Raw genomic sequence first — 22,848 nt, 5'->3', positions numbered from 1 at the left:
AGGATGGGATGGAACCTACAATGGAAACCCAATGCCATCAAGTGATTACTGGTTTGTAGTAGAGTACGACGAACCAATTGGTGGGCAGAGAAAAGAGTTTAAAGCTCACTTTACTTTGAAACGATAATTTATTGATATGAACTTAAAAAAGTATTGTTTAATAGCAATTTTAGCATTAGTTACAAAATTTGGAGTAGCCCAAGAAGGGCTTCCAGTTTACTCAGATTATTTAACGGATAATTATTATCTTATTCATCCTTCAATGGCTGGTGTTGCTAATTGTGCTAAAGTAAGATTAACAGCACGACAACAATGGTTTGGTCAAGATGATGCCCCAAGTTTACAAACATTAAGTATTAATAGTAGAATTGGAGACTCTCCATCTGCAATTGGAGGTATTGTTTATAATGATAAGAATGGTTATCATTCTCAAACTGGAGCCTATTTTACGTATGCTCACCACATTATGTTCTCTCGTAATGAGATAGACTTAAACATGCTGTCATTTGGTTTAAGTGCCGGATTAATTCAGTATAAATTAGACGAAACTGCTTTTTTAGATGAAGGTTTTGACCCAATTATAGCAGGTATCGAGCAAAGTGCTACGAACTTTAATGTTGATTTTGGGTTCTCATATCATTTATATGATTTTTATGCGCATGCAACTATAAAGAATTTACTTAAAAATGAGGGAATAAACTTTAATGAGCAAGGATTAAGTTATGATAACTTAAGAACGTACTTGTTTTCAGCTGGACATGTTTTTGGAAAATATGGTAGCGAATGGAGTTATGAACCTTCTATAATGTTTATGTATCGTGATGCAACTGAAGAGTCATCTATCGATATAAACGCTAAGGTTTATAAAGAAATGGACTTTGGTAAAGTTTGGGGTGGTTTATCTTACAGAAGAAGTTTAGATGGTGCAGAGTTTTTAGATGGTTCTGGAGTGAGCAGTCAAAAATTACAATACATTACACCATTTATAGGTGTTGATTATAACAACTTTGTATTTGCTTACACGTATTCTTACCAAGCAAATTCTGTAGTGTTTAACAATGGAGGTTTTCACCAAATTACTTTAGGGTATAACTTTGGTTGTAAACGAGAAAGATATGAATGTAATTGCCCTGCAATTAACTAAACATAAAAAAATACAAAAGTCTCGATTTTGTCGAGACTTTTTTATTTGTGTTAGTGATTGAGGTAGTTGTTGGAGCTCATCTTTGATAGCGACTACCGAAAGCACGTTGCATTGTAACCCTATAAGTTGCAATGCAAGCACCATAATTACCATTTATACTTTTTGGCTTTGGCTTGTGTTTTAATGGCTTTAATCATTGCACTTTCCAATCCGTTGTCATTTTCTTTTTGTTGTGATTGAATATACACTCTTCTTTTTTCGTTTAGGTCTTGTATATTTTTTTGAATGTCTTCACGCTCTTGTTTTTTCTTAGTAACATAAGCCTTAATTTCAGATTTGGTTTTGCCTTTTAACTCAGCAGGTAAATCGGATTCTTTTAAATCGTCGAAACTAAAGTTTTTGTCGCTTAGAGCATCAACTAAATCCCAAGTTGAATTTAGATACAAATGAGAGCTTTTGCTTACAGTTCTGCTTACAGCATTGGCACTACTGTAGCTTTCGGCATTAGTATCTTGTTCTCTTTGAAGTGCCATTTTTTCTTTACCGTAATTGCCATAAGCTACATAGGTGTTGTTAAGTTTTTGATTGAGTTTTAAAATATCGTCATCAAAAGGTGTGGCAACGTAGGTGGTTTTTATGTTGTGGTTTATTGCCATATAATCACCATGGGCTAAGTCTGCACCATCTTTCCAATATCCTGAAATACCTTGGTTATAATCTCCACAAAAAATAGTGTTTATAGTTACGTCTTTATCATGAGCTGATTTTGCTGCAGTTTTATAGTTAACTCTACCTTGAGTAAAAGGTTCGTTTCCTGCAATAAAAATAAGTTTTAGGTCATCTGCATTTGAGCCCCATTTTAACTGATTTAATGAAGTTTGAATAACGTGTCCGCAGTATTCATTTCCACCGTTGGTTGTTAGTGAGAATAGTTGTTTTGAGATTTCGTCTAAGTCGTTACTAAATGCTAAAACTTGTCTTATATAACCTTCATCTCCATTAAGTTTGTCGTTTCCATACTCGTAAAGTGCAATTTGTAAGTTTGGTTTGTTGTCATCACATTTTGCATAGGAAAGCTCATTAACAATTTCCCAAAGTTGTGCTTTAGCTTGATCAATCAACCCATCCATACTATTACTGGTGTCTAGTAGAAGTGCTACTTTTATAAATTGCTTACTTGGTTGATCGGTTACTTTATGTTCTGCAATTGCAAGATTGCTTTCTTTTTTAGTGTTGGCATTGCAGGAGGTAAATGCTACAATGCACAAGACTAATGCTACTGATTTTAAAATGGTTTTCATTTTTTATTCGTTTTATGATTAATGCTGTAAAGCTAGAATCAACTTTTTTACAGAAAAAACAACAATGAGTAAACACGTATTATAAATGAGTGAAGAGCTTTTAAAATTGAGTGAAACTGTCATTTAAGAAGCGGATTTATGAACAAGTGAACAGTTTTGATTTTAAATACTCAATTAAAGTATGTATGTTTATTCAATTGAATTTTTTGAATGAAAAAAATAGTAACATATTTAGTCATTATTCTATTTACTAGTTTTACCAGTTTAACGTTAGCTCAGGTTAGTGAAAATAAGGTTGATGAACCAACTTTTTTAATAAGAGGCGAGGTACGAGAAAAGGCTTCGTTTGAGCCTATTGCACGAGTTAATATTGAAGTTAATGGAGGCGCATATACCATGACTGATGTTGATGGTAAATTTAGAATACATGTTAAAAAAGGTGACGAACTTGTTGTAAGGCATAAAGATTTTGAAACAGTTTACCACACTATTACTTCTGATGATAGGATTATTATTGAAGTTGAGCAAGCAGTTTCTCCCTACCAAAAGAATTTAAATAAGCGAAAAAACAATTTAGTTACTTATAACGCAATGATTGATTCGGCTTCATATTATTTAAAGAAAGATGCCGAAAAGGGGATTCAATTTGTTACTGAAGCATTAGAAAATAGTAATTCAGTAAAACAAAACGCAGAGGCTTATGAACTTCTTGCTGATATTTATAAAGAATGGAAACAGTACGATCTTGCAACTACCAATTACCGAATAAGCCTTCAAAATTTTGAAACCAATGAGGCCAAATTAAAACTAGGTTTAGCCTATAGACTAAACAAGAACTATCAAGAAAGTCTAGAAACTTTTAATGCTATTAATAAAGCAGAATTATCCAATTATCAGTTGGTAACATTGTATGAAGGGTTTGGAGATACTTATCTAAATATCAAAAATTACAATGCTGCTATTGACAACTATAAAAACGGATTAAACGTCGCTCAAAAGCACTTAATCACTCCAAAGGTTACAGATTTAAACTCTAAAATTGCACAAGCCTATAACGCAAGTGGGCAAGTTGATAAAGCACAAGGGTTTTTCTCTAATTCACTTAATCTTGCTTCACAGGAGAATATAAAACGATCGGTTGAAGAAAAAGTGGTAGTGGCAGAGTTCAATAATCTTAATCAAAATTATACTGATGAAATTGAGCTTAGAAAACAAGCTTTAGAAGATATTGAAGACATTGCAAAAGATTCAATAATTGAAAATGAAAGTGCTATTACACCCCAAAAGCAAAACTATAAAATAGGAAATGCTTACTTTTTGAAAAAAGACTACGACAGTGCTATTACTTATTTTGAAAAGAGTATAAAAGAAGCCGATTCAAAAGAAGATTTAATTGTAAAAAAAGACGGATTAAGACGATTGTCTGATGTGTACGAAGACGCAGGCGATTATGACAAGGCAAAAGCTGCTTTTGAAGAATACACGCAAGCTGTAGACGAACTTTATATAAAAAAGGAACAGGAAATTTCCCAAATAGCACGTTTTAATAGAAACATTGCCGAAAAGCAAAACCGTATTAGTAGTTTGGAGAGTGATAGAGAACTTTCTGAAAGTAAATATCAGCTTACTATTGAGCGTAACAAGCGTCAACAACTTATAATTTACTCATTAATTGGTGGTTTGGTATTGCTGTTGGTAACGGCTTATTTTATGTTTAAGTACATCAAGCAACAACGATTAGCAAATAACTTACTTGCTTTAAAATCGTTGCGAAGTCAAATGAATCCGCATTTTATTTTTAATGCACTAAACTCGGTAAATAGTTTTATAGCTTCAAATGATGAACGTACTGCTAACAAGTATTTATCAGATTTTTCACATCTTATGAGAGCTGTTTTGGAGAATAGTGAAGAAGACTTTATTCCGTTAGAAAAAGAAATAGAATTGTTACAGCTATATACAAAGCTAGAGCATTTTAGATTTAAAGATAAGTTCGATTACAGTATCAATGTAGATGAAGCCATTAATGTTCACGATTATCAAATCCCTCCAATGTTATTGCAACCTTATATTGAAAATGCAGTATGGCATGGACTAAGGTATAAAACAGAAAAAGGACATTTAAGTATTACAATTTCACCTAAAAGCAATGACGAAATCACTATTACAATAGCCGATGATGGTATAGGACGTGAGCGTTCAAAAGCTTTAAAGACAGAGCATCAACAAAAACAAAACTCAAAAGGTATGGGTAATATTAAGAAGCGAGTTGCTATTTTAAATGCTATGTACAAAGATAAAGTTGATGTTTTTATTGACGATTTTCAAGATGCTGAAGATGCAGGAACAAAAGTAGTTGTAACTTTAAAAAAAGATTGAAACTAGAAGATTTACTTCTAATTTTAAACTTCCAACATATACAATATGAAACTAAAATCAATTATAGTAGAAGACGAAGAAACCAGTAGAGATATTTTAAAAAATTACTTAAAAAAGTATTGCCCAAATGTAGACGTATTGGGTGAAGCAGCAAATGTTGATGAAGCTTTGGTACTCATAAGAAATAATGACTTAGATTTAGTGTTTCTTGATGTTGAAATGCCTTATGGTAATGCTTTTGACTTATTAGATAAAGTTGGTGATATAGATTTTGAAACCGTTTTTGTAACAGCATACAACCATTATGCAATTGAAGCTTTAAATGCTCATGCTTCGTATTATTTAATGAAGCCTATTTCAATAGATGAACTTATAAAAGCGGTAGATTATGTTACTGAAATTAAAACCAAGGAAGAAGCACTACAAGACCAAGTTTTAGTTCCTAAAACAAATAGCGTCAATGGAAAAATAACCATTCCGCAACAAGATGGATTTGAAGTTTTGAATACAGCAGATATTTTATACTGTAAAGCTGATGATAACTATACCGAAATCTATTTGAATACTGATAAAAAGAAATTAGTGAGTAAAACTTTAAAGTATTTTGAAGATGCATTAAGTGATAGTAGTTTTGCTAGAGTGCATAAAAGCTATTTGGTAAATGTCAACGAGGTTACCAAATATGTAAAAGGAAAAGGAGGTAGCGTTATACTTAGTAACGGAAAGCAAATAATGGTTTCAGCATCTAAAAAGTCTGAATTGTTATCATATTTTAAATAAGAAGTTATGCCAATCATAAAACCAGTAAAAGGAAAACAACCTCAAATACCAAGCGATTGCTACATCGCAGAAAACGCGACTATTGTTGGAGAAGTTACTATGGGTAATCAATGTAGTGTGTGGTTTAATGCTGTTATACGTGGCGATGTTCATTTTATAAAAATGGGTAATAAAGTAAATGTGCAAGATGGAGCTGTAATACATGCAACCTACCAAAAGTCACCAACCACTATAGGAAATAATGTATCCATTGGTCATAATGCTATTGTTCATGGATGTACCATTCATGATAACGTACTTATTGGTATGGGAAGTATTGTTATGGACGACTGTGTTGTGGAAAGCAATAGTATTATTGCAGCAGGAGCAGTAGTAACTCAAAACACTAGAGTAGAAGCAGGAAGCATTTATGCAGGTGTACCAGCTAAAAAAGTTAAAGACATTAGTAAAGAATTAATTTCAGGAGAAATTGATAGAATAGCCAATAATTATGTAAAGTATTCTAGTTGGTTTAAAGAAGATTAAAAGTCTAATTGCTCAACAGTATAATCACCATTTAAAAGTGTTTTCATAACACTTGTATCTGCATTACTATAAAACTCATAGTTAGCCGAAATAGGGATTTTATTGAGTAACTGTTTGGTCTCTAAAATAAATTTTGTTTGTCGTGCAACAGCCTCACCAGAGTCTATAATTTTTACATGCTTAGGAAGTATCTCAAGCAGTAAAGGCATAAGATAAGGATAATGTGTACAACCTAAAACCAAGTAATCTATATTAGCTTCAATCATTGGCTGTAGGTAAGTTTTTAAAAGCGATTTCATAGCCTCTGATTGTATTTCACCTCGTTCAATAAGCTCTACAAGACCATTTCCTACTTGTTCAATAATGGTTATGCCGCTACTGTATAAGTTTGTGGTTTTATGAAATAACTCGCTTGAAAGTGTTCCTTTTGTAGCTAAAATACCTATAGCTTTTGTTTGTGTATTTAAAGATGCAGGTTTTATTGCAGGTTCAATACCAATAAAAGGTATTTGGTAGTTTTCTCTTAAAACTTTAATAGCATTTGTAGTAGCTGTATTGCAAGCTACTACAATTATTTTGCAGTTTTTTTTAAGTAAGTACTCAGTGTTTTTTATACTTAAATCTATAATTTCAGACTTGGTTTTTAAGCCATAAGGAGCGTTTTTACTATCAGCTAGATATACAGTGTTTTCATTAGGCAAGAGCAAATTTATCTCTTTCCATATAGAGGTGCCACCAACACCAGAATCAAATATACCTATAGGCTGTGTACTCATTATTACAAAAATAAAAAAGCCGCTTTTATAAAAGCGGCTTTCTTTGTGTTTTTATTAGTGATTATTAAAATCCTAACTCTTTCTTTACGTCAGGTAAAAGATTTTTTCCTTTAGATACTAATACGCCACCACCTTCACTAGCGTCTAGTACATAATCAAAACCTTGAGCAGCAGCAACTTTTTCAATAGCTTCTTTAGCTTTAGTGAAAATTGGCTTTAACAATGCAGCCTCTTTTTCAGCAAGATCTTTTTGAGCTTGCCCTTGGTACTGACGAATACCTTGCTCCATAGTTTGAACTTCTTCAGCTCTTTTCATGTTCTCTTCTTCAGTTTTAGTTTCAGCTTCAGCATTGTATTGCTTCATTTTGTTTTGAAGTTCTGTTGCCATTGTTTTTATCTCAGCCTCATAAGTTTTAGTAAGCTTTTCAATTTCAGCTTTAGCAGCTTTCATTTCTGGCATATCTTTAATTAACTCATTTGTGTTAATATGAGCAACTTTACTTTGCGCTACTGAAAAAGATGTAGCTCCTAAAAAAAGTATAGCTGCAAATAAAAGGGTCTTAAATTGTTTCATTTTTAAAGTATTACGTGTTATAATTATTGTTTGCTTTTAGTTATTATCATTGTCACTAGGTACAGAGTCTTTTTCTTTTTTCTGTTCCTCTCGTTCTTTTTTAGCTTTTTCTCTATCGGCTATTATTTTTTTTCTTCTTTCTTCTAATGCCTTTTTTCTAGCTTCTCTATCTGCTATTTTTTGTTGTCTTTTCTCTTCGGCAATTTCAGCAGCTGTTTTACCAGTTGTATCTCCATCAGTCTTTACACCTTCTTTTTTACTGTTTTTAATACTATCGTTTTTAGCTTTTGCTTTAGCGCGTTCTTCTAGCATTTTTTCTCTTTTAGCTTGTGCTGCAGCTTTTATTGAATCCCTTCTAGCCATTTGCTCTGCTCTTCGATCTTCAATTGCTTTTTCACGAGCAGCTTTTTTCTCTTCAAGTGCTTTTTCTCTTGCTTCTAGCTCTTCATTTATTTCAGGAACTACATCTTCATCTTCAGCAGCTCTTCGTTCAGCTTTGTTTTGAGCTTGAGTTCTTTTTGCAGAACGTGTAATACTTCTTATTACAAGTTCACTAATATCAAAACGTTCAGCAGAATAAAGCATAACTACATCAGCTGATTTGTCAAATACAAAATCATACTTTCTATTAGCAGCTATTTCTTGTACAGCTGCAAAAATTTGATCTTGAATAGGCTGAATTAACTGTCGCTTTTGAATCATTAAATCACCATTTGGACCAAAACGTTTTTGTTGGTAATCTAATATTTCATTTTCTTCAAAAGTAATATCTTCTAAACGTTCTTCATACAGTTCTTTTGTTAAAAGCACACGCTCATTATTAAGCTGAGTCTTTTTTTGCTCAATCACATTAAGACGTTGGTCAATTTCGGTTTTCCATTGTTGAACCTTTTTGTCTAGTTGTAACGTTGCATCTTGGTACTCAGGGACGTTTTGTAAAATGTATTCGGTGTCTATATAGCCAATTCTAACACCACGTTGCGCATTAGAATTAAGGCTTATAAGACCTATAATTGCCAGTAAAAAAAGAACTTTATTTTTCATCTGTTATATTTTTGATTTATTGAAAGCATCTATAAACTTAAAATGACAGATTTTATTTGTTATTCCGTCATTTAAACTAATATTATTCAAATTAACGAAATATATTCTTAAAAATTTTAACACTCTAGTTAAAACCTTCAAAAGGATATTAGAAAATATCGTGCCAAAGTTAAAATTGCTGTCCAATAATAAAGTGGGTTTCCCATCCATTTTTAGTAGTTTCTCCTGGAAGAGCATCAAACCCGTGTCCGAAATCAATACCTAATAATCCAAATGCTGGCATAAATATTCTTAGACCAAAACCTGCAGATCTGTTAATGTTAAAAGGGTTATAATCTCTAAAGTTATCAAAAGAAGCACCACCTTCAATAAATCCTAATCCATAAATTTTAGCCTGTGCACCCAATGTGATTGGATAACGTATTTCCATAGAAAACTTATTGTAGATAGTTCCTCCATCAGTAGATGATAATGATTGGTTAGGGTAACCTCTAAGCTGAACAACTTCTCTTCCGTCTAAAGAGTAGTTACCTAAACCGTCTCCTCCTAAGAAAAAGCGTTCAAATGGAATAACACCTCTATCATTATTATATGCTCCTAAGAAACCAAATTCTAAACCAGACTTTATTACTAGTTTATCAACGATTCTTGTATACCAATCTCCTTTAAACTTTACTTTATAAAACTCTAACCAATTATAACGCTGCTGGTCAATTTCACTAATTCTAACTGAATCATCTTCATCAGTTGGATCTAAGCCATCTCTTTCTTCTTTTAAGGCTTTATAGTCTACATTGTTAAACAAAGAATATGGTAAAGATAGTTTAGCAGAAACTGCAAAATTTGAACCTCCCATTGGATATATTGGGTCAGCAGTTGTGTTATTTCTGCTTAAACCAACAGTATAGGCTAAGTTGTTTGAATAACCGTCACCAAATGTAAATAATCCTGTGTTGTAATTTTTCAGGTTATAATGCTGAAAGCTGATTGCTTGAGATAAATGGAAATAATCATCAGGGAATGTTAAACGTTTTGACAGACCCACTGAAACTCCTGTAATGTTAAAACGTCTGTCTTTATCAGCATCTCTTGTCACTGCATTATATAAAAACTGTTTAGTATGAGATATTGAGGTTGATAGCTGTAAAGGACGTTTACCACCTAACCAAGGCTCAGAAAATGAAAAACTATAGGTTTGGAAAAATCTACTTGCTTGTAGTCTTAAAGCTAAACTTTGACCATCTCCCATTGGTACAGGTTTGTAGGCATCTTTTTTAAAGATGTCTTTCATTGAGAAATTATTGAAAGACAATCCTAAAGTACCAATGAAGCCTCCACCACCATAACCACCTTGTAGCTCTATTTGACTTGATCCTCTCTCTACAACTTCATATTCAATATCAACAGTGCCATCTACAGTATTAAAATTTTTCATGTTAGGAACTAGTTGTTGAGCATCAAAAAATCCTAATTGACCAAGCTCTCTAATAGTTCTAATTACATTTTGCTTGCTGTAAAGTTGACCTGGTTTAGTTCTAAGTTCACGATAAACTACATGGTCGTTTGTTTTGTCGTTTCCAGATACTGAAACGTTATTAAAATATGCTGGTTTACCTTCAGAGATTCTAATTTCCATATCAATAACGTTACCATCAGCACTTACTTCAACAGGGTTTATTGTTGAGAATAGGTAACCATTATTTTGATATAGGTTTGTTAAATCAATAGCATCAGGTTTAGTATCGTCAGCAATACGTTTTCTTAATTCAACACCATTGTATGTAGAACCTTCTTTTATCTTAAGCACACTTGCTAATTGCTGGTCAGTATATACACTGTTACCAACAAAGGTTATTTTACCAAATTTGTACTGTTCTCCTTCTTCTACATTTATATTTAGAGAGATGGTTTTGTCATCATTAATAATTATAGAGTCAGATAGTATACGAGCATCTCTATAACCGTTTTCTTTATACTTATCTATAATACTTACAAGGTCTTCTTTGTAATCTTCTTGAATGTATTTAGAACGTTTTAATATACGTATTGGGTTTTTTTGCTTAGTATTCTTCATGGCTTTTCTTAGCTTTTTATCAGCTATTTTTTCATTACCTATGAAGTTGATTTTTTTGATTTTTACCTTTTCACCTTTATCAATTTTTATTGACATGTCAACTCTACTTTTTTGAATAGAGTCAATTACTTCTTTAGTGTTTACAGTAACTTTTGTGTTTAAGAAACCGTTTTTCTTGTATTTATTGGTAAGGTAATTTCTTGTTGTAGTAATTAAGTTTTCAGTAACCTTAGCACCTTTGGTAAGCTTGTTTTCAGTAATAACAGCTTCTTTTTTAGATTTTTTAATACCATCAATAGTTACTTCGTTAAGCTCAGGTAAGTCTTCTAAGTTTATTTCTAAATAAGCAGTGTTTCCTTCTAGTCTTACAAGGTAAATATCAATACTGCTAAACAAATTAGAACCCCATAACCTTTTAATAGCGTTACTTATTTTTTCACCAGGAATTACAATTTCATCACCTTTATTTAATCTTGAAAATGAAATAATGGTTTGAGAACCAAAACTAGTATTACCAGTTACGGTAATATCTCCAATTATGTACTTTTGACCTGTGTTGTAAGTTGGCTCTTGCGCTATTGCTACACTTGAAAAAAGAAAGAAAAGTGCAATAAAAAATATATTAGTAAAGGTTTTCAAGGGTAGTTTTTTAGCTAATTTGTTCACTTGTTTTTCCAAATCGTCGTTCTCTATTTTGATAATTAATCAAAGCTTCGTAAAAATCTTGTTTTTTAAAATCAGGCCAAAGTATATCGGTAAAATACAATTCGGCATAAGCAATTTGCCAAAGAAGAAAATTACTGATTCTTTGCTCACCGCTGGTTCGAATCAATAAATCTACGTCAGGTAAATTTTGCGTGTAAAGATGCTTATTTATAATTGATTCGTCAATATTTTCAGAAGAAATTATATTATTTTTAACTTTATTTGCTAAATCTTTAATAACACTCGTTATTTCTTCTCTAGCGCCATAGCTAAGGGCTAGAGTTAATGTCATTCTAGAATTATTTTTGGTTTTTTCTATAACATCTAACAGTTCGTTATGTGCTTTTTTTGGCAAATCATTAAGATTTCCGATAGCGTTTAGCTTTATGTTGTTGTCTTGAAGTGTTTTGATTTCCTTTTTTAAGGATTTCACTAATAACTTCATTAAGGTTTGAACCTCAACTTTTGGTCTGTTCCAGTTTTCAGTAGAAAAAGCATATAGGGTTAAGCAGTTTATGCCTAACTCAGCACTGGCTTCAACAACTTCTCTTACTGATTTAGTACCGTTTTCATGACCAATTACTCTAAGCATTCCTTTTTGTTTTGCCCAACGACCATTACCGTCCATAATTATGGCAATGTGCTTAGGAAGCTTATCTGTAAGTATTTTTTCTTTTAAACTCATACTAAAAATCGCAGTAACAAGGTCTTCTACCAAAAGTATATGTTAACGTAAAACCAGTAAAAACATACCAGTCGTTACTATTGGTGTTTCCAAAAGATAGTGGGTGTTCGTTGTCAAAATCAGGAACACTTCCATCTAACTCATCTGAAAACGTATAGCGTGCACCAATTTCTGCACCTAAAATAAGGTGATCTGTTAAGGTTGTTTTTACGCCCAAAACCATAGGTATACCAAAAGCCCAACTGTAAGTGCCTTCTCCAACTATTTCTCCATTATTGTCAAAATAAAAGTTGCTATGTCTTCCAGATGTAATTCCTGTATATAAATATGGTGTGGTTTTATTATCGTATTCATGCAAATTAAAATCAAAAAACGTAAACTCCATTCCTGCTGAAATTTCAAATATATTATTATCAAAGGAATAATCGCGTTCTTGTCGTCTTGGGTCGTCAGATTTAGCATCGATACCTTCCAAACCAGCATAAATTACTGATACTCTCCATGAGTGTCTTGGGCTTCGGTTCCATTTTAAAATAGCTCCAAAAGCACTTTGGTTTGGTGAGATATAATTAGTTTTACCAACGTCTCCAATAAAATTACTTCCTCCTCCAAACACGCCAATTTCATAGATTTGAGATTGAGCCGTTTGCGAGAAAATAATACTAAATAAAATTATGGTTAAATACCTCATAAATTTTTAAAAGTTTGCAAATATAGTAAATTGATTAGCCTATAACAATTTGTATTACAGATAAACAGTAATTATGAGGTTTTATTGTTTAATTACGCTTGTCTTCTCCCCAAAGCATCTTTTTTCTGAGTGTATCAATAAAGCTTTCATCAAGCAGTTCAACCATTTTTATTTTAAAGTCGGCTTTTTTTATGGTAACAATTGTTGAATTGTGAAGTGTTGCAATTCTTGAATCTAACGAAATTAAATAGTGGTCTTCTCTTCCGTCAATTTTTAATTGTATGTCAGTGGTGTCAGGTATAACAAAAGGTCTTGCGTTTAAATTATGAGGCGCAATAGGTGTTATTACCAAATTGTTTGCTCCAGGTGTTATTACTGGTCCTCCACAACTTAGTGAATATCCAGTAGAGCCTGTAGGTGTTGAAATTATTAAACCATCAGCCCAATAAGATGTTAAGTACTCATCGTCTAAATGTGTTTCAACAGTAATCATAGAAGTTGTGTTTTTTCTACTTACTGCTATTTCATTTAATGCAAAATTAGTTTCCACTAAATCTTTGTTTTCTGGTAAAGTGGTAACGCTTAATAATGTTCTTTCAGAAATTTTATAGTTGCCATTTAATATTTCGTCAATAGCATGTTCAATTTCATTTGTTTGAATAGTAGCCAAAAAACCTAAGCGACCTGTATTAATACCTACTATTGGGATTGAAAGATCTCTTACATGGGTTATAGCACGTAAAATGGTTCCGTCACCACCAATACTTATTAAAAGATCGTAACTGTTATCTAAGGTTTTAAAAATCTTAAACGCTTTTATGTCTTTTTCGTTTTCTTCTTTTAGAATGTTGAAGAAATCTTTTTCAATATATACCTCAACTTCTTTTTTAGACAGAAAGCCAAACAAGGTTTCAATACTCGATTGTGTATTGTTATGATAATATTGACCGTAAACAGCTATTTTCATTGACTATATATTGAGGTATTTTTTTAAATATTCTGAACGCTCTTTAAGGTTTTCAATATAAGTGTCTTCTTCATGTCCAGAAACTATATTGTAGCTGTACCTTCTAAAGGTTTGCATCACATCATTTAAGCCAGCGTTTCCAATTTTTAGAGTAATTTGAGCCACATCACTTTCAATTTTAGAAATAAAAGCACCTAAAAGTTTAGCATCATTAGATTCAATAATTTGGCTTATTTCACTAAATGAATAATCGTTTATGCCTTTTTCAATAATTAAAATTCCACCTGGTTCAGCAAAAAAAGGAGTTTCGTTAAACAAGCCAATAATGTCATTTAGCTCGTAATATCCTAAATAGGTGTTCTGCTCATTAAGTACAGGCATAATATTACACGAATTTTGAGCAAAAGCCTCTAAAACGTCTAACCAAGTAGTAAAAGACCTAACAAAAAAACCTTCAATAGCATAGTTGAATTCTGATATTTCTTTGCTGTTGTCAAAACAATGTACATCAGTTTCAGAAACACAACCCAAATAAACACCATCATTTTCTACAGGAATATGAGAGTAGGTTAGTTCATTAAACAATAACTTAAAATCACTCACTTTGTCATGAATGTTTAAAGGTTTAATATCGTTTATGATGTATTGTTGTAATGGCATTTTTGCAAATTTTCTTATTGCAAATTAATTAAAAATAACTACAAAAAGCACTAAGTAGTTTGTATTTTTGCTAGTCCAAAAAATAAAGTCAATGACAAAGTTAAGTGTAAATATTAATAAGATTGCTACGTTACGAAACTCTAGAGGAGGCGATGTCCCTAATGTGGTTCAGTTTGCTAAAGACGTACAGCGTTTTGGCTCTCAAGGAGTAACAATTCATCCAAGACCAGATGAAAGACACATTCGTTATCAAGATGTTTATGATTTAAAACCAGTGGTGCATACTGAGTATAATATTGAAGGAAACCCAATCCAAAAATTTATAGATATCGTTTTAGAAGTAAAGCCTACACAAGTTACTTTGGTTCCTGATGCTGAAGATGCTATAACTTCAAATGCAGGTTGGGACACTATTAAGCACAAAGAGTTTTTAGTAGATGTTATCAAAGAATTTAAAAACAACGGAATACGAACATCAATTTTTGTAGATCCTGAGCTAAAGCAAATTGAAGGTGCTAAAGCTACAGGTACTGATAGAATTGAGTTATATACCGAAGCTTTTGCGCATCAATATAGTTTAGGTAACGAACAAGCAATACAGCCTTATACCGAATGTGCAGTTTTAGCAAATGAATTAAATTTAGGTATTAATGCAGGACACGATTTGTCATTAGAAAACATTAAGTTTTTTAAAGATAACATACCAAACCTGTTAGAGGTGTCTATTGGACATGCATTAATTGCTGAAAGTCTTTACTTAGGAATAGAAAACGTGGTGCAAATGTATTTGCAAAGACTTAAGTAATTATAACTTTTTTGTCGGTTTTAGCGTAGGCGAGACCTCTCATTATAAAAACGAAAATATGAAATTACACTCCAATATATTAGGTCAAGGAAAACCCTTTGTTATTCTTCATGGATTTTTAGGAATGAGTGACAACTGGAAAACGCTTGGTAAAAAATTTAGCGAAGAAGGATTTGAAGTTCACCTTGTAGACCAACGAAATCATGGTCATAGTTTTCATGATGACAATTTCGATTATGAAACCCTATCAGAAGATTTGCGTCATTATTTTGAAGCGTATGATCTTTCTGAAGCAATTGTGTTAGGGCATTCAATGGGAGGAAAAACAGCAATGCTATTTGCAACACAAAACCCAAATTTGGTTTCAAAATTAATAGTTGCAGACATTTCTCCTAGATTTTACCCAATACATCACGATGCTATTTTAGAAGGATTAAGCAGTTTAGATTTTTCTGAAATTAAAAGTAGAGGAGCAGCCGATAAACAGCTAGCAAACTATGTGTCTGATTTTGGAACACGTCAGTTTTTGCTTAAAAACTTATATTGGAAAGAAAAAGGTCAGTTAGCATTACGCATGAATCTTCAAGTGTTAAAAGAGAATGTTTCAGAAGTTGGCGAAGCATTACCGCTTCATGCAAAGTTTGAAAAAGAGACGCTTTTTTTAAGAGGAGACAAATCTGAATACATCGCTTTACAAGATGAAACTATCATAAAACAGCATTTTTCTAATGTAAACATTGTAACAATTGCTAATGCTGGACATTGGTTGCATGCCGAAAACCCAGATGATTTTTTTGATGTCGTTTTGAGTTTTGTAAAACTATAACCCTACATGGTTTTTAGCATAGGGTTATAGTTTAATCACTTTTTTATTTGAATACTGTTTTTGTTTTAGTGTAATAATCTTGAAACAAAAAGTTATCCTTTGCAAGGAATAAAATAAATGAGATAGGTATAAAAAGGACAGTTAGGAATTTGTAAAAACTTCTTTTTAAAGCTTCTTTTATTTCTAAGTTTGAATTTTGGTCATTTAACACCTTTATTCTCAAAATCATTTTCCCAAAAGTTAAACCATTGTTGAGAAAATCAAAAAGAATTAAATAAGTAAAGAAAACAAATACCAATAGACTAAAACTAAAGCTAAATACATTATTCAATATATTAACTTCGGTCAATTCATAAGACAGACTAAATATGTAACCATTAATTAAGTTAAAACCAAACTTAACTATTGCCATGTCAATTATAAATGCAAAAAGTCTTGAAATATATATGTTTTTAATATTCATTTTTATTCTAATTTAACAGCTTCATAAACTATATCTACAATATTACCTTCATCGTCAACCTGATATATTCCTTCTTTAATTTTAACAGAATACCCTTCAAATATAAAGCTTTCTGAGTTAACTATGTTAAATTCATCAGGAAAATCATTTGAGCGAAAAAGACCATCAGCTAAATTCCACACTTCGGTTGTAGCGCAAACACCTTGAACACAACAATGAGTTACAGTAAATTCAACCTCAATGCCAAAAAGTGTCGTAAATTTAACGTCATAATCTTTACATCCATTCCATGGATAGCCTCTTGATGTCTCATTTTCTTTGTTTGAGTCCATTAATTCATTTAAGTCTTTAACAAAAATAGCTTCTTGTTCAAGTGAAGCTTCGTCCTTTTGACAAGCATTAAAAGTTATCATTAATGCTAATAGATAAAATGTTTTTTTCATAAAATAAGTATTTAAGTTTCTATTCAATGCTAAATATAATAAAAAAATTAAAAGTTGAAATATATTATAACTTTTTTTTTGTTTTTTTAGTGAAGATTGTAGTGTGATTGACGATAAGGAAAAACAAAGACAAATTCTAAAAACTTTAGGCGATAATATAAAAGCAATAAGGTTAAGAAAGGGTCTTCGTCAAAATGAGGTAGCATATAGGTGTTATTTTGATAAAAGTAGTTATAATAACATTGAGAGAGGAGAAAGAAACATTACTATAATAACACTTCATAAGATTGCAAAAGCATTGGATGAGCCTTTACAAAATTTTTTTAAATGAAATCAGAGGAGATTTGAAGTTAAAATAATTATGTTTCGTAACTTTAGTAAAAACATATAATTATGAATCTCTTATTTAGATTATTATTAACTGCTGTGGCAGTTTTTGTCTTGGCGTACTTTTTACCAGGAGTAGATTTAACAGGAAACCAATTTGTAACAGCACTTATTGTGGCTGTTGTTTTGGCGGTTTTAAACCTTTTGGTAAAGCCAATTTTAGTTATTCTAACTTTACCAATAACAGTGGTGACCTTAGGCTTGTTTTTACTCATTATTAACGCGTTAATAGTGCTTTTAGCAGATAAACTCATTGATGGTTTCGCGGTAAATAGTATATGGACAGCCATTCTATTTAGTATACTTTTGTCGATACTTCAATCTATACTACATTCTATTTTAAAAGAGGATAAAAAATAGTCTGAATTTCAACATCTTAAAAACTTTGTTGGGTTGTAAAAAATATGTACTTTTGCAACCCAATTTTTATTTGATTCTATAATGAATATTACAAGAGAAAACATTGATGCATTAAATGCTGTTGTGAAAGTAGATATCGCTAAAGAAGATTACAGCGATAAGGTAGAAAAAATCCTTTCAGATTACCGTAAGTCGGCTAACATTCCTGGATTTAGAAAAGGACATGTGCCAATGACAATGGTGAAGAAGCAATACGGAAAAGCAGTTTTGGTAGATGAAGTTAACAAGCTTTTACAAGATGCTTTAAACAAGTATTTAACTGAAGAAAAACTAGACGTTTTAGGTAACCCATTACCAAAACCACAAGACGATTTGGATTGGGATGCTGATAATTTTTCTTTTGAGTTTGAATTAGGTTTAGCACCTGAGTTTGAAGTAAACTTAAAATCTAAAAAAGCAATTACACAATACAATATTGTTGCTAATGATAAAATGTTAGACGACCAAGTTGAGCATATCAGAAAGCAGTATGGTAAATTAGTATCTCAAGATACTGTTGCTAAAGATTCTGAAATTACAGGTGTATTTGTAAACGAAGAGAAAGAAATCAACAATACAGCAACTATTACTTTAGATAAGTTTAAAGGTAAAGCAACCGAAAAGAAATTTGTAGGTTCTAAAGTTGGTGATGTTATTACTTTAAAAACAAAAGGATTGTTTAATGACGACCACGATTTAATGCACTTCTTAAAAGTATCTCATGATGATGCTCACGGATTGGACATTGAGGTAACATTTACAATCAACGAAATTAATACTCGTGAGTTGGCTGATTTAGACCAAGAGTTATTTGATAAATTATTTGGTAAAGATGTAGTAACATCAGTAACTGAATTAAAAGAGAAAATAAAAGTAGATTCTGAAAAGCAATTTGCACAACAAGGTGATCAAAAATTACTTAACGATGTTACTGAGTATTTAGTTGAAAATACTAAGTTTGATTTACCAGCGTCTTTCTTGCAAAAATGGATGCAAACTGCAGGTGAAGAGCAAATGGATGCAGACCAAGCTAAAGAAGAGTATGAAAAGTCTGAAAAAAGCATGCGTTACCAATTAATAGAAGGTAAACTTATTGAAAAGCACAACCTTCAAGTAACGTTTGATGATCTTAAAGCACATGCAAGAGAAATGATTAAAGTGCAAATGGCGCAATTTGGTCAAATGGATCCATCAGATAAAGAACTAGATGATATTGCTGCTCGTATTTTATCAAATCAAGATGAGGTTAAACGCTTGTCTGAGCAGTTAATGAGTCAAAAACTGTTAAACCTTTACAAAGAAGAAGCAAATCTTAAAGTAAAAGAGATAACTTACGATGATTTTGTAAAAGAATTTTACAGTTAAGCATTACAGAATAAATGATTATATTTATAGCGTAAAACTGTGAGGTTTTACGCTTTTTTTTTACTAAATAATTTATTGAAAAAATATATGGATTTCGGAAAAGAATTTGAAAAATTCGCAATAAAAGACCAAGGTATTAGCAGCACATATTACAATAAGATAATTAGTAGTATGTATCCTACAAACTTAACGCCTAATATTATTGAAGAGCGTCAAATGAATATCGCAATTTTTGATGTGTTTTCTCGTTTAATGATGGATCGTATCATCTTTATGGGTACAGCTATCAACGATCAAGTAGCAAATATTATTCAAGCGCAATTATTGTTCTTAGAAAGTACAGATGCTTCTAAAGACATTCAAATATATATCAATTCACCAGGAGGAAGCGTATATGCAGGTTTAGGTATTTATGATACTATGCAGCTTATTAAACCAGATGTAGCTACAATATGTACAGGTATGGCAGCATCAATGGGAGCAGTATTATTGTGTGCTGGAGAAAAAGGTAAGCGTAGTGGGTTAACACACTCAAGAGTGATGATTCACCAACCATTAGGAGGTGCGCAAGGTCAAGCAAGTGATATTGAAATTACAGCGCGTGAGATTTTAACCTTAAAAGAAGAACTTTATAAAATTATTAGTAAGCATTCAGGTCAAGATTACGACAAAATTTACGAAGATAGTGATCGTGATTACTGGATGAAAGCTGATAAGGCTAAAGAGTATGGAATGATTGACGAAGTATTAGGTTCAACCAAATAATCATTTCATAATAGTTTAAGAAAATTAATAGCACATGGCAAAGGAAGAATTAGAATGTTCATTTTGTGGTAGGAAAAAGCCAGAAACCAATCTGTTAATAGCAGGATTGGATGCGCATATATGCGATAGGTGTATTGAGCAAGCTCATGGCATTGTACTAGAAGAATCTAAACAAAACAACAATGCTGAGTTATCATCTGAATTGATGTTGAAAAAACCTCAGCAAATCAAGTCGTTTTTAGATGAATACATCATTGGACAAGAATATACCAAAAAGGTAATGTCTGTTGCAGTATACAACCATTACAAGCGTTTATTGCAACCACCAAGTGACGATGATATTGAAATTCAAAAGTCAAATATCGTTATGGTTGGTCAAACAGGAACAGGAAAAACCTTAATGGCTAAAACAGTTGCAAAAATGCTTAATGTACCATTGGCAATTGTTGATGCTACAGTGTTAACCGAAGCAGGTTATGTTGGAGAAGATGTTGAAAGTATTTTAACACGATTATTGCAAGCTGCTGATTACAATCTTGAGAAAGCTGAAAAAGGTATTGTGTTTATTGATGAAATAGATAAGATTGCTCGTAAAAGCGATAACCCATCAATAACTAGAGATGTCTCAGGAGAAGGAGTGCAGCAAGCTTTATTAAAATTATTAGAAGGAACAGTTGTTAATGTGCCACCAAAAGGAGGTCGTAAGCATCCAGACCAAAAGTTTATTGAAGTAAATACAGAACACATATTATTTATAGCAGGAGGAGCTTTTGATGGTATTGAAAAGAAAATCTCAAAGCGTCTCAACTTAGCTGCTATTGGTTATAAGGCAGTACAAGAAGGTGTAACTTTAGATTCTGATAATTTATTGCAATACATTATTCCAAAAGATTTAAAAGACTTTGGCTTAATCCCTGAAATTATAGGTCGTCTTCCAGTGCTTACGTATATGGATCCTTTAGACGCTAAAACATTAAGAGCTATTTTAACTGAGCCTAAAAACGCTATTATTAAACAGTATAAAAAACTGTTTGAAATGGATGAAATTGAATTTACAATTACTGATGGTGCTTTAGACTATATAGTTGAAAAAGCTATTGAGTATAAATTAGGAGCTCGTGGTTTAAGATCGTTATGTGAAGAAATTTTAACCGATGCAATGTTTGAGTTGCCTAGTGGTACAGAAAAGAAACTTAACGTTACAAAAAGTTATGCCGAAGATAAGCTCACCAAAACAACATTAAAGAAACTAAAAGCAGTTTCCTAAAAAATAAAAAGCCACTCGAAAGAGTGGTTTTTTTATTCGGATTATTTGGTAATTAATAATTGCAATACAATTTTTTTATCTATTTTGATATAATTGATCTTGCTTTGTGTGCTATTAGTTAATCAAAATTTTAAAAAGGGGTTTTTGATTATCGAGGTGTAAATATAACAGCATTAATGTAAGATAAAAACTACTTTTAGTAGGTTTTGGATAAAGGTCTCTAAAAATTCGTTATGATGTTTTTAACATTGTCGTTTATCGGATTTATTCGCATCGACTTACCGTTCGTCTAAGAAGTGCCATTCAAAGAAAGTAATTCATCAATGTATTCTCTAGTGTTTGAAAGTCTAGGAACTTTGTGTTGGCCTCCTAACTTATTATGTTGTTTTAACCAATCGTAAAATAAACTTTGACGCGCTACATGTATTTGCGGTTTATTAAGCGTCATGTTGTTGTAACGTTTAGCTTCGTAGTCAGAGTTTAATGCTTTAAGTGCATTGTCAAAGAGTTCGTTAAAATAATCAATGTCTTTAGGAGGCGTTTTAAATTCAATTAGCCACTCATGAGCTCCTTTTTCTTTGCCTTTCATAAAAATAGGAGCAGCTGTATAATCAACAATTTCAGCTTTGGTTTTTCTACATACTTTTTTAAGTGCATCTTCTGCATTTTCAATAATTAATTCTTCACCAAAGACATTAATATGATGTTTTGTTCTTCCAGAAACCTTAACTCTGTATGGGTTTATAGATGTAAATTTAACCGTATCGCCAATTTTATAACGCCATAATCCTGCATTGGTAGTAATAATAACTGCGTAGTTTTTGTCTTTTTCAACTTCGCTTAGCGGAATTATTTTTTCTTGAGAAGTTCCGTAAGTATCCATTGGTATGAACTCATAAAAAATTCCGTAGTCCAACATTAATAGTAACTCGCTTGAATTATTTTGGTCCTGAATAGCAAAAAAGCCTTCAGAAGCATTGTAGATTTCGTAGTATTTAAAATTTTTATTTGGAAGTATGCTTTTATATTGATCTCTATATGGTACAAAACTCACGCCTCCATGAAAATAAACTTCTAGATTTGGCCAAATTTCAAAAATGTTCTTTTTTCCTGTGGTTTCTAAAATGTTGTTAAGTAGCACAAGCATCCACGAAGGTACACCAGCAAGACTTGTTACATTTTCATTTATGGTTTCGTCAACAATGGCTTGCATTTTTACTTCCCAATCACTCATTAAAGATACTTTGCTACTAGGTGTACTGCTAAATTCAGCCCAAAAAGGCATGTTGTCAATTAATATAGCAGAAAGGTCGCCAAAAACAGTTCCGTTTTCTTTATAAAGTTCTTTACTACCTCCAAGTCTTAGACTTTTCCCTGTAAAAAGTTGAGATTCTTCGTTATTGTTGAGGTACATGCAAAGTAAATCTTTACTCGCAGCATAGTGGCAATCTTCTAAAGATTCGTAACTAACAGGTATAAATTTACTTTTAGCATTGGTAGTTCCGCTAGATTTAGCAAACCACTTTATAGGACTAGGCCAAAAAATATTATGCTCACCATTTCTGGAACGTTCAATAACTTGATGATAATCCTCGTAGGTTGAAACCGGAATTCTTTCAGCAAAAGTGCTGTAATTTTTAATTGACTCAAAGTCGTATTTCTTCCCTATTTCGGTGTCTTTAGCCATAGTAACAAGTTCTAAAAGCAACTCGTTTTGGACTTCGTTAGGGTATTTTAAAAACAGTTCAATTTGATGAAATCGCTTTTTTAAAAACCATGAAGCAATGGAATTTACTAAAGGAATTGGCATATTTGCATTATAT

At 32.0% G+C, this 22,848-nt stretch carries 24 protein-coding genes; 12 read left to right on the top strand and 12 right to left on the bottom strand.

The genetic code is table 11. The annotated features are described in order from the left end of the window. Positions 1-127 (top strand): T9SS type B sorting domain-containing protein (locus tag ABD011_RS15290; protein ID WP_343797820.1); only part of this gene is annotated, 127 nt, incomplete at its 5' end. A 9-nt stretch (positions 128-136) separates the two neighbouring features. Continuing rightward, complete coding sequence (locus tag ABD011_RS15285) at positions 137-1,144, top strand: PorP/SprF family type IX secretion system membrane protein (RefSeq protein ID WP_129761179.1); 1,008 nt, start codon at positions 137-139, stop codon at positions 1,142-1,144. 146 nt (positions 1,145-1,290) lie between these two features. Here the strand turns inward: ABD011_RS15285 and ABD011_RS15280 are convergent, their stop codons facing one another. Continuing rightward, positions 1,291-2,445 (bottom strand): vWA domain-containing protein, encoded by a 1,155-nt coding sequence (locus ABD011_RS15280; protein WP_343799655.1) that lies wholly within the window; start codon positions 2,443-2,445, stop codon positions 1,291-1,293. A 210-nt stretch (positions 2,446-2,655) separates the two neighbouring features. Here ABD011_RS15280 and ABD011_RS15275 point away from each other — a divergent pair, with 210 nt between their 5' ends. From ABD011_RS15275 to ABD011_RS15265, 3 genes are read left to right on the top strand one after another with little or no spacing between them, the layout of a single operon-like run. After that, complete coding sequence (locus ABD011_RS15275) at positions 2,656-4,824, top strand: histidine kinase (protein ID WP_343799653.1); 2,169 nt, start codon at positions 2,656-2,658, stop codon at positions 4,822-4,824. A gap of 45 nt (positions 4,825-4,869) precedes the next feature. Then, the gene (locus tag ABD011_RS15270; RefSeq protein WP_131508847.1) at positions 4,870-5,604 is read left to right on the top strand and encodes a LytR/AlgR family response regulator transcription factor; all 735 of its coding nucleotides are present in this window, start codon (positions 4,870-4,872) and stop codon (positions 5,602-5,604) included. Positions 5,605-5,610: 6 nt separating this feature from the next. Beyond that, a complete protein-coding gene (locus ABD011_RS15265) occupies positions 5,611-6,129 on the top strand; it encodes a gamma carbonic anhydrase family protein (RefSeq protein ID WP_129761175.1) in 519 nt (172 codons plus the stop codon). Here ABD011_RS15265 and murI read toward each other — a convergent pair. The 8 genes from murI to ABD011_RS15225 all read right to left on the bottom strand — a co-directional run bounded on the left by murI (position 6,126) and on the right by ABD011_RS15225 (position 14,305). Beyond that, positions 6,126-6,905, bottom strand: coding sequence for a glutamate racemase (gene murI / locus ABD011_RS15260; RefSeq protein WP_343799651.1), 780 nt, complete (start codon positions 6,903-6,905; stop codon positions 6,126-6,128). The two genes, ABD011_RS15265 and murI, sit on opposite strands and share 4 nt — an antisense overlap. A gap of 64 nt (positions 6,906-6,969) precedes the next feature. Next, positions 6,970-7,479: an OmpH/Skp family outer membrane protein gene (locus ABD011_RS15255; RefSeq protein ID WP_129761173.1), complete on the bottom strand. Its 510-nt coding sequence runs from the start codon at positions 7,477-7,479 to the stop codon at positions 6,970-6,972. A 36-nt stretch (positions 7,480-7,515) separates the two neighbouring features. Continuing rightward, positions 7,516-8,523 (bottom strand): OmpH family outer membrane protein, encoded by a 1,008-nt coding sequence (locus tag ABD011_RS15250; RefSeq protein ID WP_131508849.1) that lies wholly within the window; start codon positions 8,521-8,523, stop codon positions 7,516-7,518. A gap of 169 nt (positions 8,524-8,692) precedes the next feature. Then, on the bottom strand, positions 8,693-11,236 hold the full coding sequence (bamA, locus tag ABD011_RS15245) for an outer membrane protein assembly factor BamA (RefSeq protein WP_238155824.1): 2,544 nt from the start codon (positions 11,234-11,236) through the stop codon (positions 8,693-8,695). A gap of 10 nt (positions 11,237-11,246) precedes the next feature. Continuing rightward, positions 11,247-11,987, bottom strand: a complete 741-nt coding sequence (gene uppS / locus ABD011_RS15240) for an undecaprenyl pyrophosphate synthase (protein ID WP_343799665.1) — start codon at positions 11,985-11,987, stop codon at positions 11,247-11,249. Between the two features lies 1 nt (position 11,988). After that, positions 11,989-12,678 carry a type IX secretion system protein PorG gene (gene porG, locus ABD011_RS15235; protein WP_129761170.1) on the bottom strand — a complete coding sequence of 230 codons (690 nt, stop codon included), beginning with the start codon at positions 12,676-12,678 and terminating at the stop codon, positions 11,989-11,991. Positions 12,679-12,766: 88 nt separating this feature from the next. Continuing rightward, complete coding sequence (locus ABD011_RS15230; RefSeq protein WP_131508852.1) at positions 12,767-13,645, bottom strand: NAD kinase; 879 nt, start codon at positions 13,643-13,645, stop codon at positions 12,767-12,769. Positions 13,646-13,648: 3 nt separating this feature from the next. Further along, positions 13,649-14,305, bottom strand: a complete 657-nt coding sequence (locus ABD011_RS15225; protein ID WP_129761168.1) for a CBS domain-containing protein — start codon at positions 14,303-14,305, stop codon at positions 13,649-13,651. Between the two features lie 91 nt (positions 14,306-14,396). Here ABD011_RS15225 and ABD011_RS15220 point away from each other — a divergent pair, with 91 nt between their 5' ends. Beyond that, on the top strand, positions 14,397-15,110 hold the full coding sequence (locus tag ABD011_RS15220; protein ID WP_343799645.1) for a pyridoxine 5'-phosphate synthase: 714 nt from the start codon (positions 14,397-14,399) through the stop codon (positions 15,108-15,110). 58 nt (positions 15,111-15,168) lie between these two features. Next, positions 15,169-15,936 (top strand): alpha/beta fold hydrolase, encoded by a 768-nt coding sequence (locus ABD011_RS15215; protein WP_343799643.1) that lies wholly within the window; start codon positions 15,169-15,171, stop codon positions 15,934-15,936. 43 nt (positions 15,937-15,979) lie between these two features. Here ABD011_RS15215 and ABD011_RS15785 read toward each other — a convergent pair whose 3' ends face one another. Together ABD011_RS15785 and ABD011_RS15210 are read right to left on the bottom strand one after the other, a co-directional pair. Beyond that, positions 15,980-16,399 (bottom strand): RDD family protein, encoded by a 420-nt coding sequence (locus ABD011_RS15785; protein WP_418744789.1) that lies wholly within the window; start codon positions 16,397-16,399, stop codon positions 15,980-15,982. 2 nt (positions 16,400-16,401) lie between these two features. Further along, positions 16,402-16,842: a hypothetical protein gene (locus tag ABD011_RS15210; protein WP_343799641.1), complete on the bottom strand. Its 441-nt coding sequence runs from the start codon at positions 16,840-16,842 to the stop codon at positions 16,402-16,404. Positions 16,843-16,945: 103 nt separating this feature from the next. Here ABD011_RS15210 and ABD011_RS15205 point away from each other — a divergent pair, with 103 nt between their 5' ends. From ABD011_RS15205 to clpX, 5 genes are all read left to right on the top strand, one after another. Next, positions 16,946-17,173 carry a helix-turn-helix domain-containing protein gene (locus ABD011_RS15205; RefSeq protein ID WP_343799639.1) on the top strand — a complete coding sequence of 76 codons (228 nt, stop codon included), beginning with the start codon at positions 16,946-16,948 and terminating at the stop codon, positions 17,171-17,173. 62 nt (positions 17,174-17,235) lie between these two features. Continuing rightward, a complete protein-coding gene (locus tag ABD011_RS15200; RefSeq protein ID WP_129761165.1) occupies positions 17,236-17,589 on the top strand; it encodes a phage holin family protein in 354 nt (117 codons plus the stop codon). An 81-nt stretch (positions 17,590-17,670) separates the two neighbouring features. Next, on the top strand, positions 17,671-18,993 hold the full coding sequence (gene tig / locus ABD011_RS15195) for a trigger factor (protein ID WP_262733532.1): 1,323 nt from the start codon (positions 17,671-17,673) through the stop codon (positions 18,991-18,993). An 87-nt stretch (positions 18,994-19,080) separates the two neighbouring features. Further along, the gene (gene clpP / locus ABD011_RS15190; RefSeq protein WP_129761163.1) at positions 19,081-19,758 is read left to right on the top strand and encodes an ATP-dependent Clp endopeptidase proteolytic subunit ClpP; all 678 of its coding nucleotides are present in this window, start codon (positions 19,081-19,083) and stop codon (positions 19,756-19,758) included. Positions 19,759-19,792: 34 nt separating this feature from the next. Next, positions 19,793-21,025: an ATP-dependent Clp protease ATP-binding subunit ClpX gene (gene clpX / locus ABD011_RS15185; RefSeq protein ID WP_129761162.1), complete on the top strand. Its 1,233-nt coding sequence runs from the start codon at positions 19,793-19,795 to the stop codon at positions 21,023-21,025. A gap of 289 nt (positions 21,026-21,314) precedes the next feature. On the opposite strand, the gene ABD011_RS15180 is transcribed toward clpX, so the two are convergent. Further along, positions 21,315-22,835 (bottom strand): GH3 auxin-responsive promoter family protein, encoded by a 1,521-nt coding sequence (locus ABD011_RS15180; RefSeq protein ID WP_343799636.1) that lies wholly within the window; start codon positions 22,833-22,835, stop codon positions 21,315-21,317. Between the last annotated feature and the right edge of the window lie 13 nt (positions 22,836-22,848).

The sequence above is a fragment of the Gaetbulibacter jejuensis genome, from assembly GCF_039524015.1.
Taxonomy (GTDB): domain Bacteria; phylum Bacteroidota; class Bacteroidia; order Flavobacteriales; family Flavobacteriaceae; genus Gaetbulibacter_B; species Gaetbulibacter_B jejuensis.
The sequence above is the reverse complement of the archived record's forward strand: the minus strand, read 5'-3'. Positions and strand labels throughout refer to the sequence as shown.

Bases quoted from the DNA above. Each gene is read 5' to 3' on its own strand.
- ABD011_RS15285 (WP_129761179.1), top strand. From the start codon at position 137: ATGAACTTAAAAAAGTATTGTTTAATAGCAATTTTAGCATTAGTTACA.
- ABD011_RS15280 (WP_343799655.1), bottom strand. From the start codon at position 2,445: ATGAAAACCATTTTAAAATCAGTAGCATTAGTCTTGTGCATTGTAGCA.
- ABD011_RS15275 (WP_343799653.1), top strand. From the start codon at position 2,656: ATGAAAAAAATAGTAACATATTTAGTCATTATTCTATTTACTAGTTTT.
- ABD011_RS15270 (WP_131508847.1), top strand. From the start codon at position 4,870: ATGAAACTAAAATCAATTATAGTAGAAGACGAAGAAACCAGTAGAGAT.
- ABD011_RS15265 (WP_129761175.1), top strand. From the start codon at position 5,611: ATGCCAATCATAAAACCAGTAAAAGGAAAACAACCTCAAATACCAAGC.
- murI (WP_343799651.1), bottom strand. From the start codon at position 6,905: ATGAGTACACAGCCTATAGGTATATTTGATTCTGGTGTTGGTGGCACC.
- ABD011_RS15255 (WP_129761173.1), bottom strand. From the start codon at position 7,479: ATGAAACAATTTAAGACCCTTTTATTTGCAGCTATACTTTTTTTAGGA.
- ABD011_RS15250 (WP_131508849.1), bottom strand. From the start codon at position 8,523: ATGAAAAATAAAGTTCTTTTTTTACTGGCAATTATAGGTCTTATAAGC.
- uppS (WP_343799665.1), bottom strand. From the start codon at position 11,987: ATGAGTTTAAAAGAAAAAATACTTACAGATAAGCTTCCTAAGCACATT.
- porG (WP_129761170.1), bottom strand. From the start codon at position 12,678: ATGAGGTATTTAACCATAATTTTATTTAGTATTATTTTCTCGCAAACG.
- ABD011_RS15230 (WP_131508852.1), bottom strand. From the start codon at position 13,645: ATGAAAATAGCTGTTTACGGTCAATATTATCATAACAATACACAATCG.
- ABD011_RS15225 (WP_129761168.1), bottom strand. From the start codon at position 14,305: ATGCCATTACAACAATACATCATAAACGATATTAAACCTTTAAACATT.
- ABD011_RS15220 (WP_343799645.1), top strand. From the start codon at position 14,397: ATGACAAAGTTAAGTGTAAATATTAATAAGATTGCTACGTTACGAAAC.
- ABD011_RS15215 (WP_343799643.1), top strand. From the start codon at position 15,169: ATGAAATTACACTCCAATATATTAGGTCAAGGAAAACCCTTTGTTATT.
- ABD011_RS15785 (WP_418744789.1), bottom strand. From the start codon at position 16,399: ATGAATATTAAAAACATATATATTTCAAGACTTTTTGCATTTATAATT.
- ABD011_RS15210 (WP_343799641.1), bottom strand. From the start codon at position 16,842: ATGAAAAAAACATTTTATCTATTAGCATTAATGATAACTTTTAATGCT.
- ABD011_RS15200 (WP_129761165.1), top strand. From the start codon at position 17,236: ATGAATCTCTTATTTAGATTATTATTAACTGCTGTGGCAGTTTTTGTC.
- tig (WP_262733532.1), top strand. From the start codon at position 17,671: ATGAATATTACAAGAGAAAACATTGATGCATTAAATGCTGTTGTGAAA.
- clpP (WP_129761163.1), top strand. From the start codon at position 19,081: ATGGATTTCGGAAAAGAATTTGAAAAATTCGCAATAAAAGACCAAGGT.
- clpX (WP_129761162.1), top strand. From the start codon at position 19,793: ATGGCAAAGGAAGAATTAGAATGTTCATTTTGTGGTAGGAAAAAGCCA.
- ABD011_RS15180 (WP_343799636.1), bottom strand. From the start codon at position 22,835: ATGCCAATTCCTTTAGTAAATTCCATTGCTTCATGGTTTTTAAAAAAG.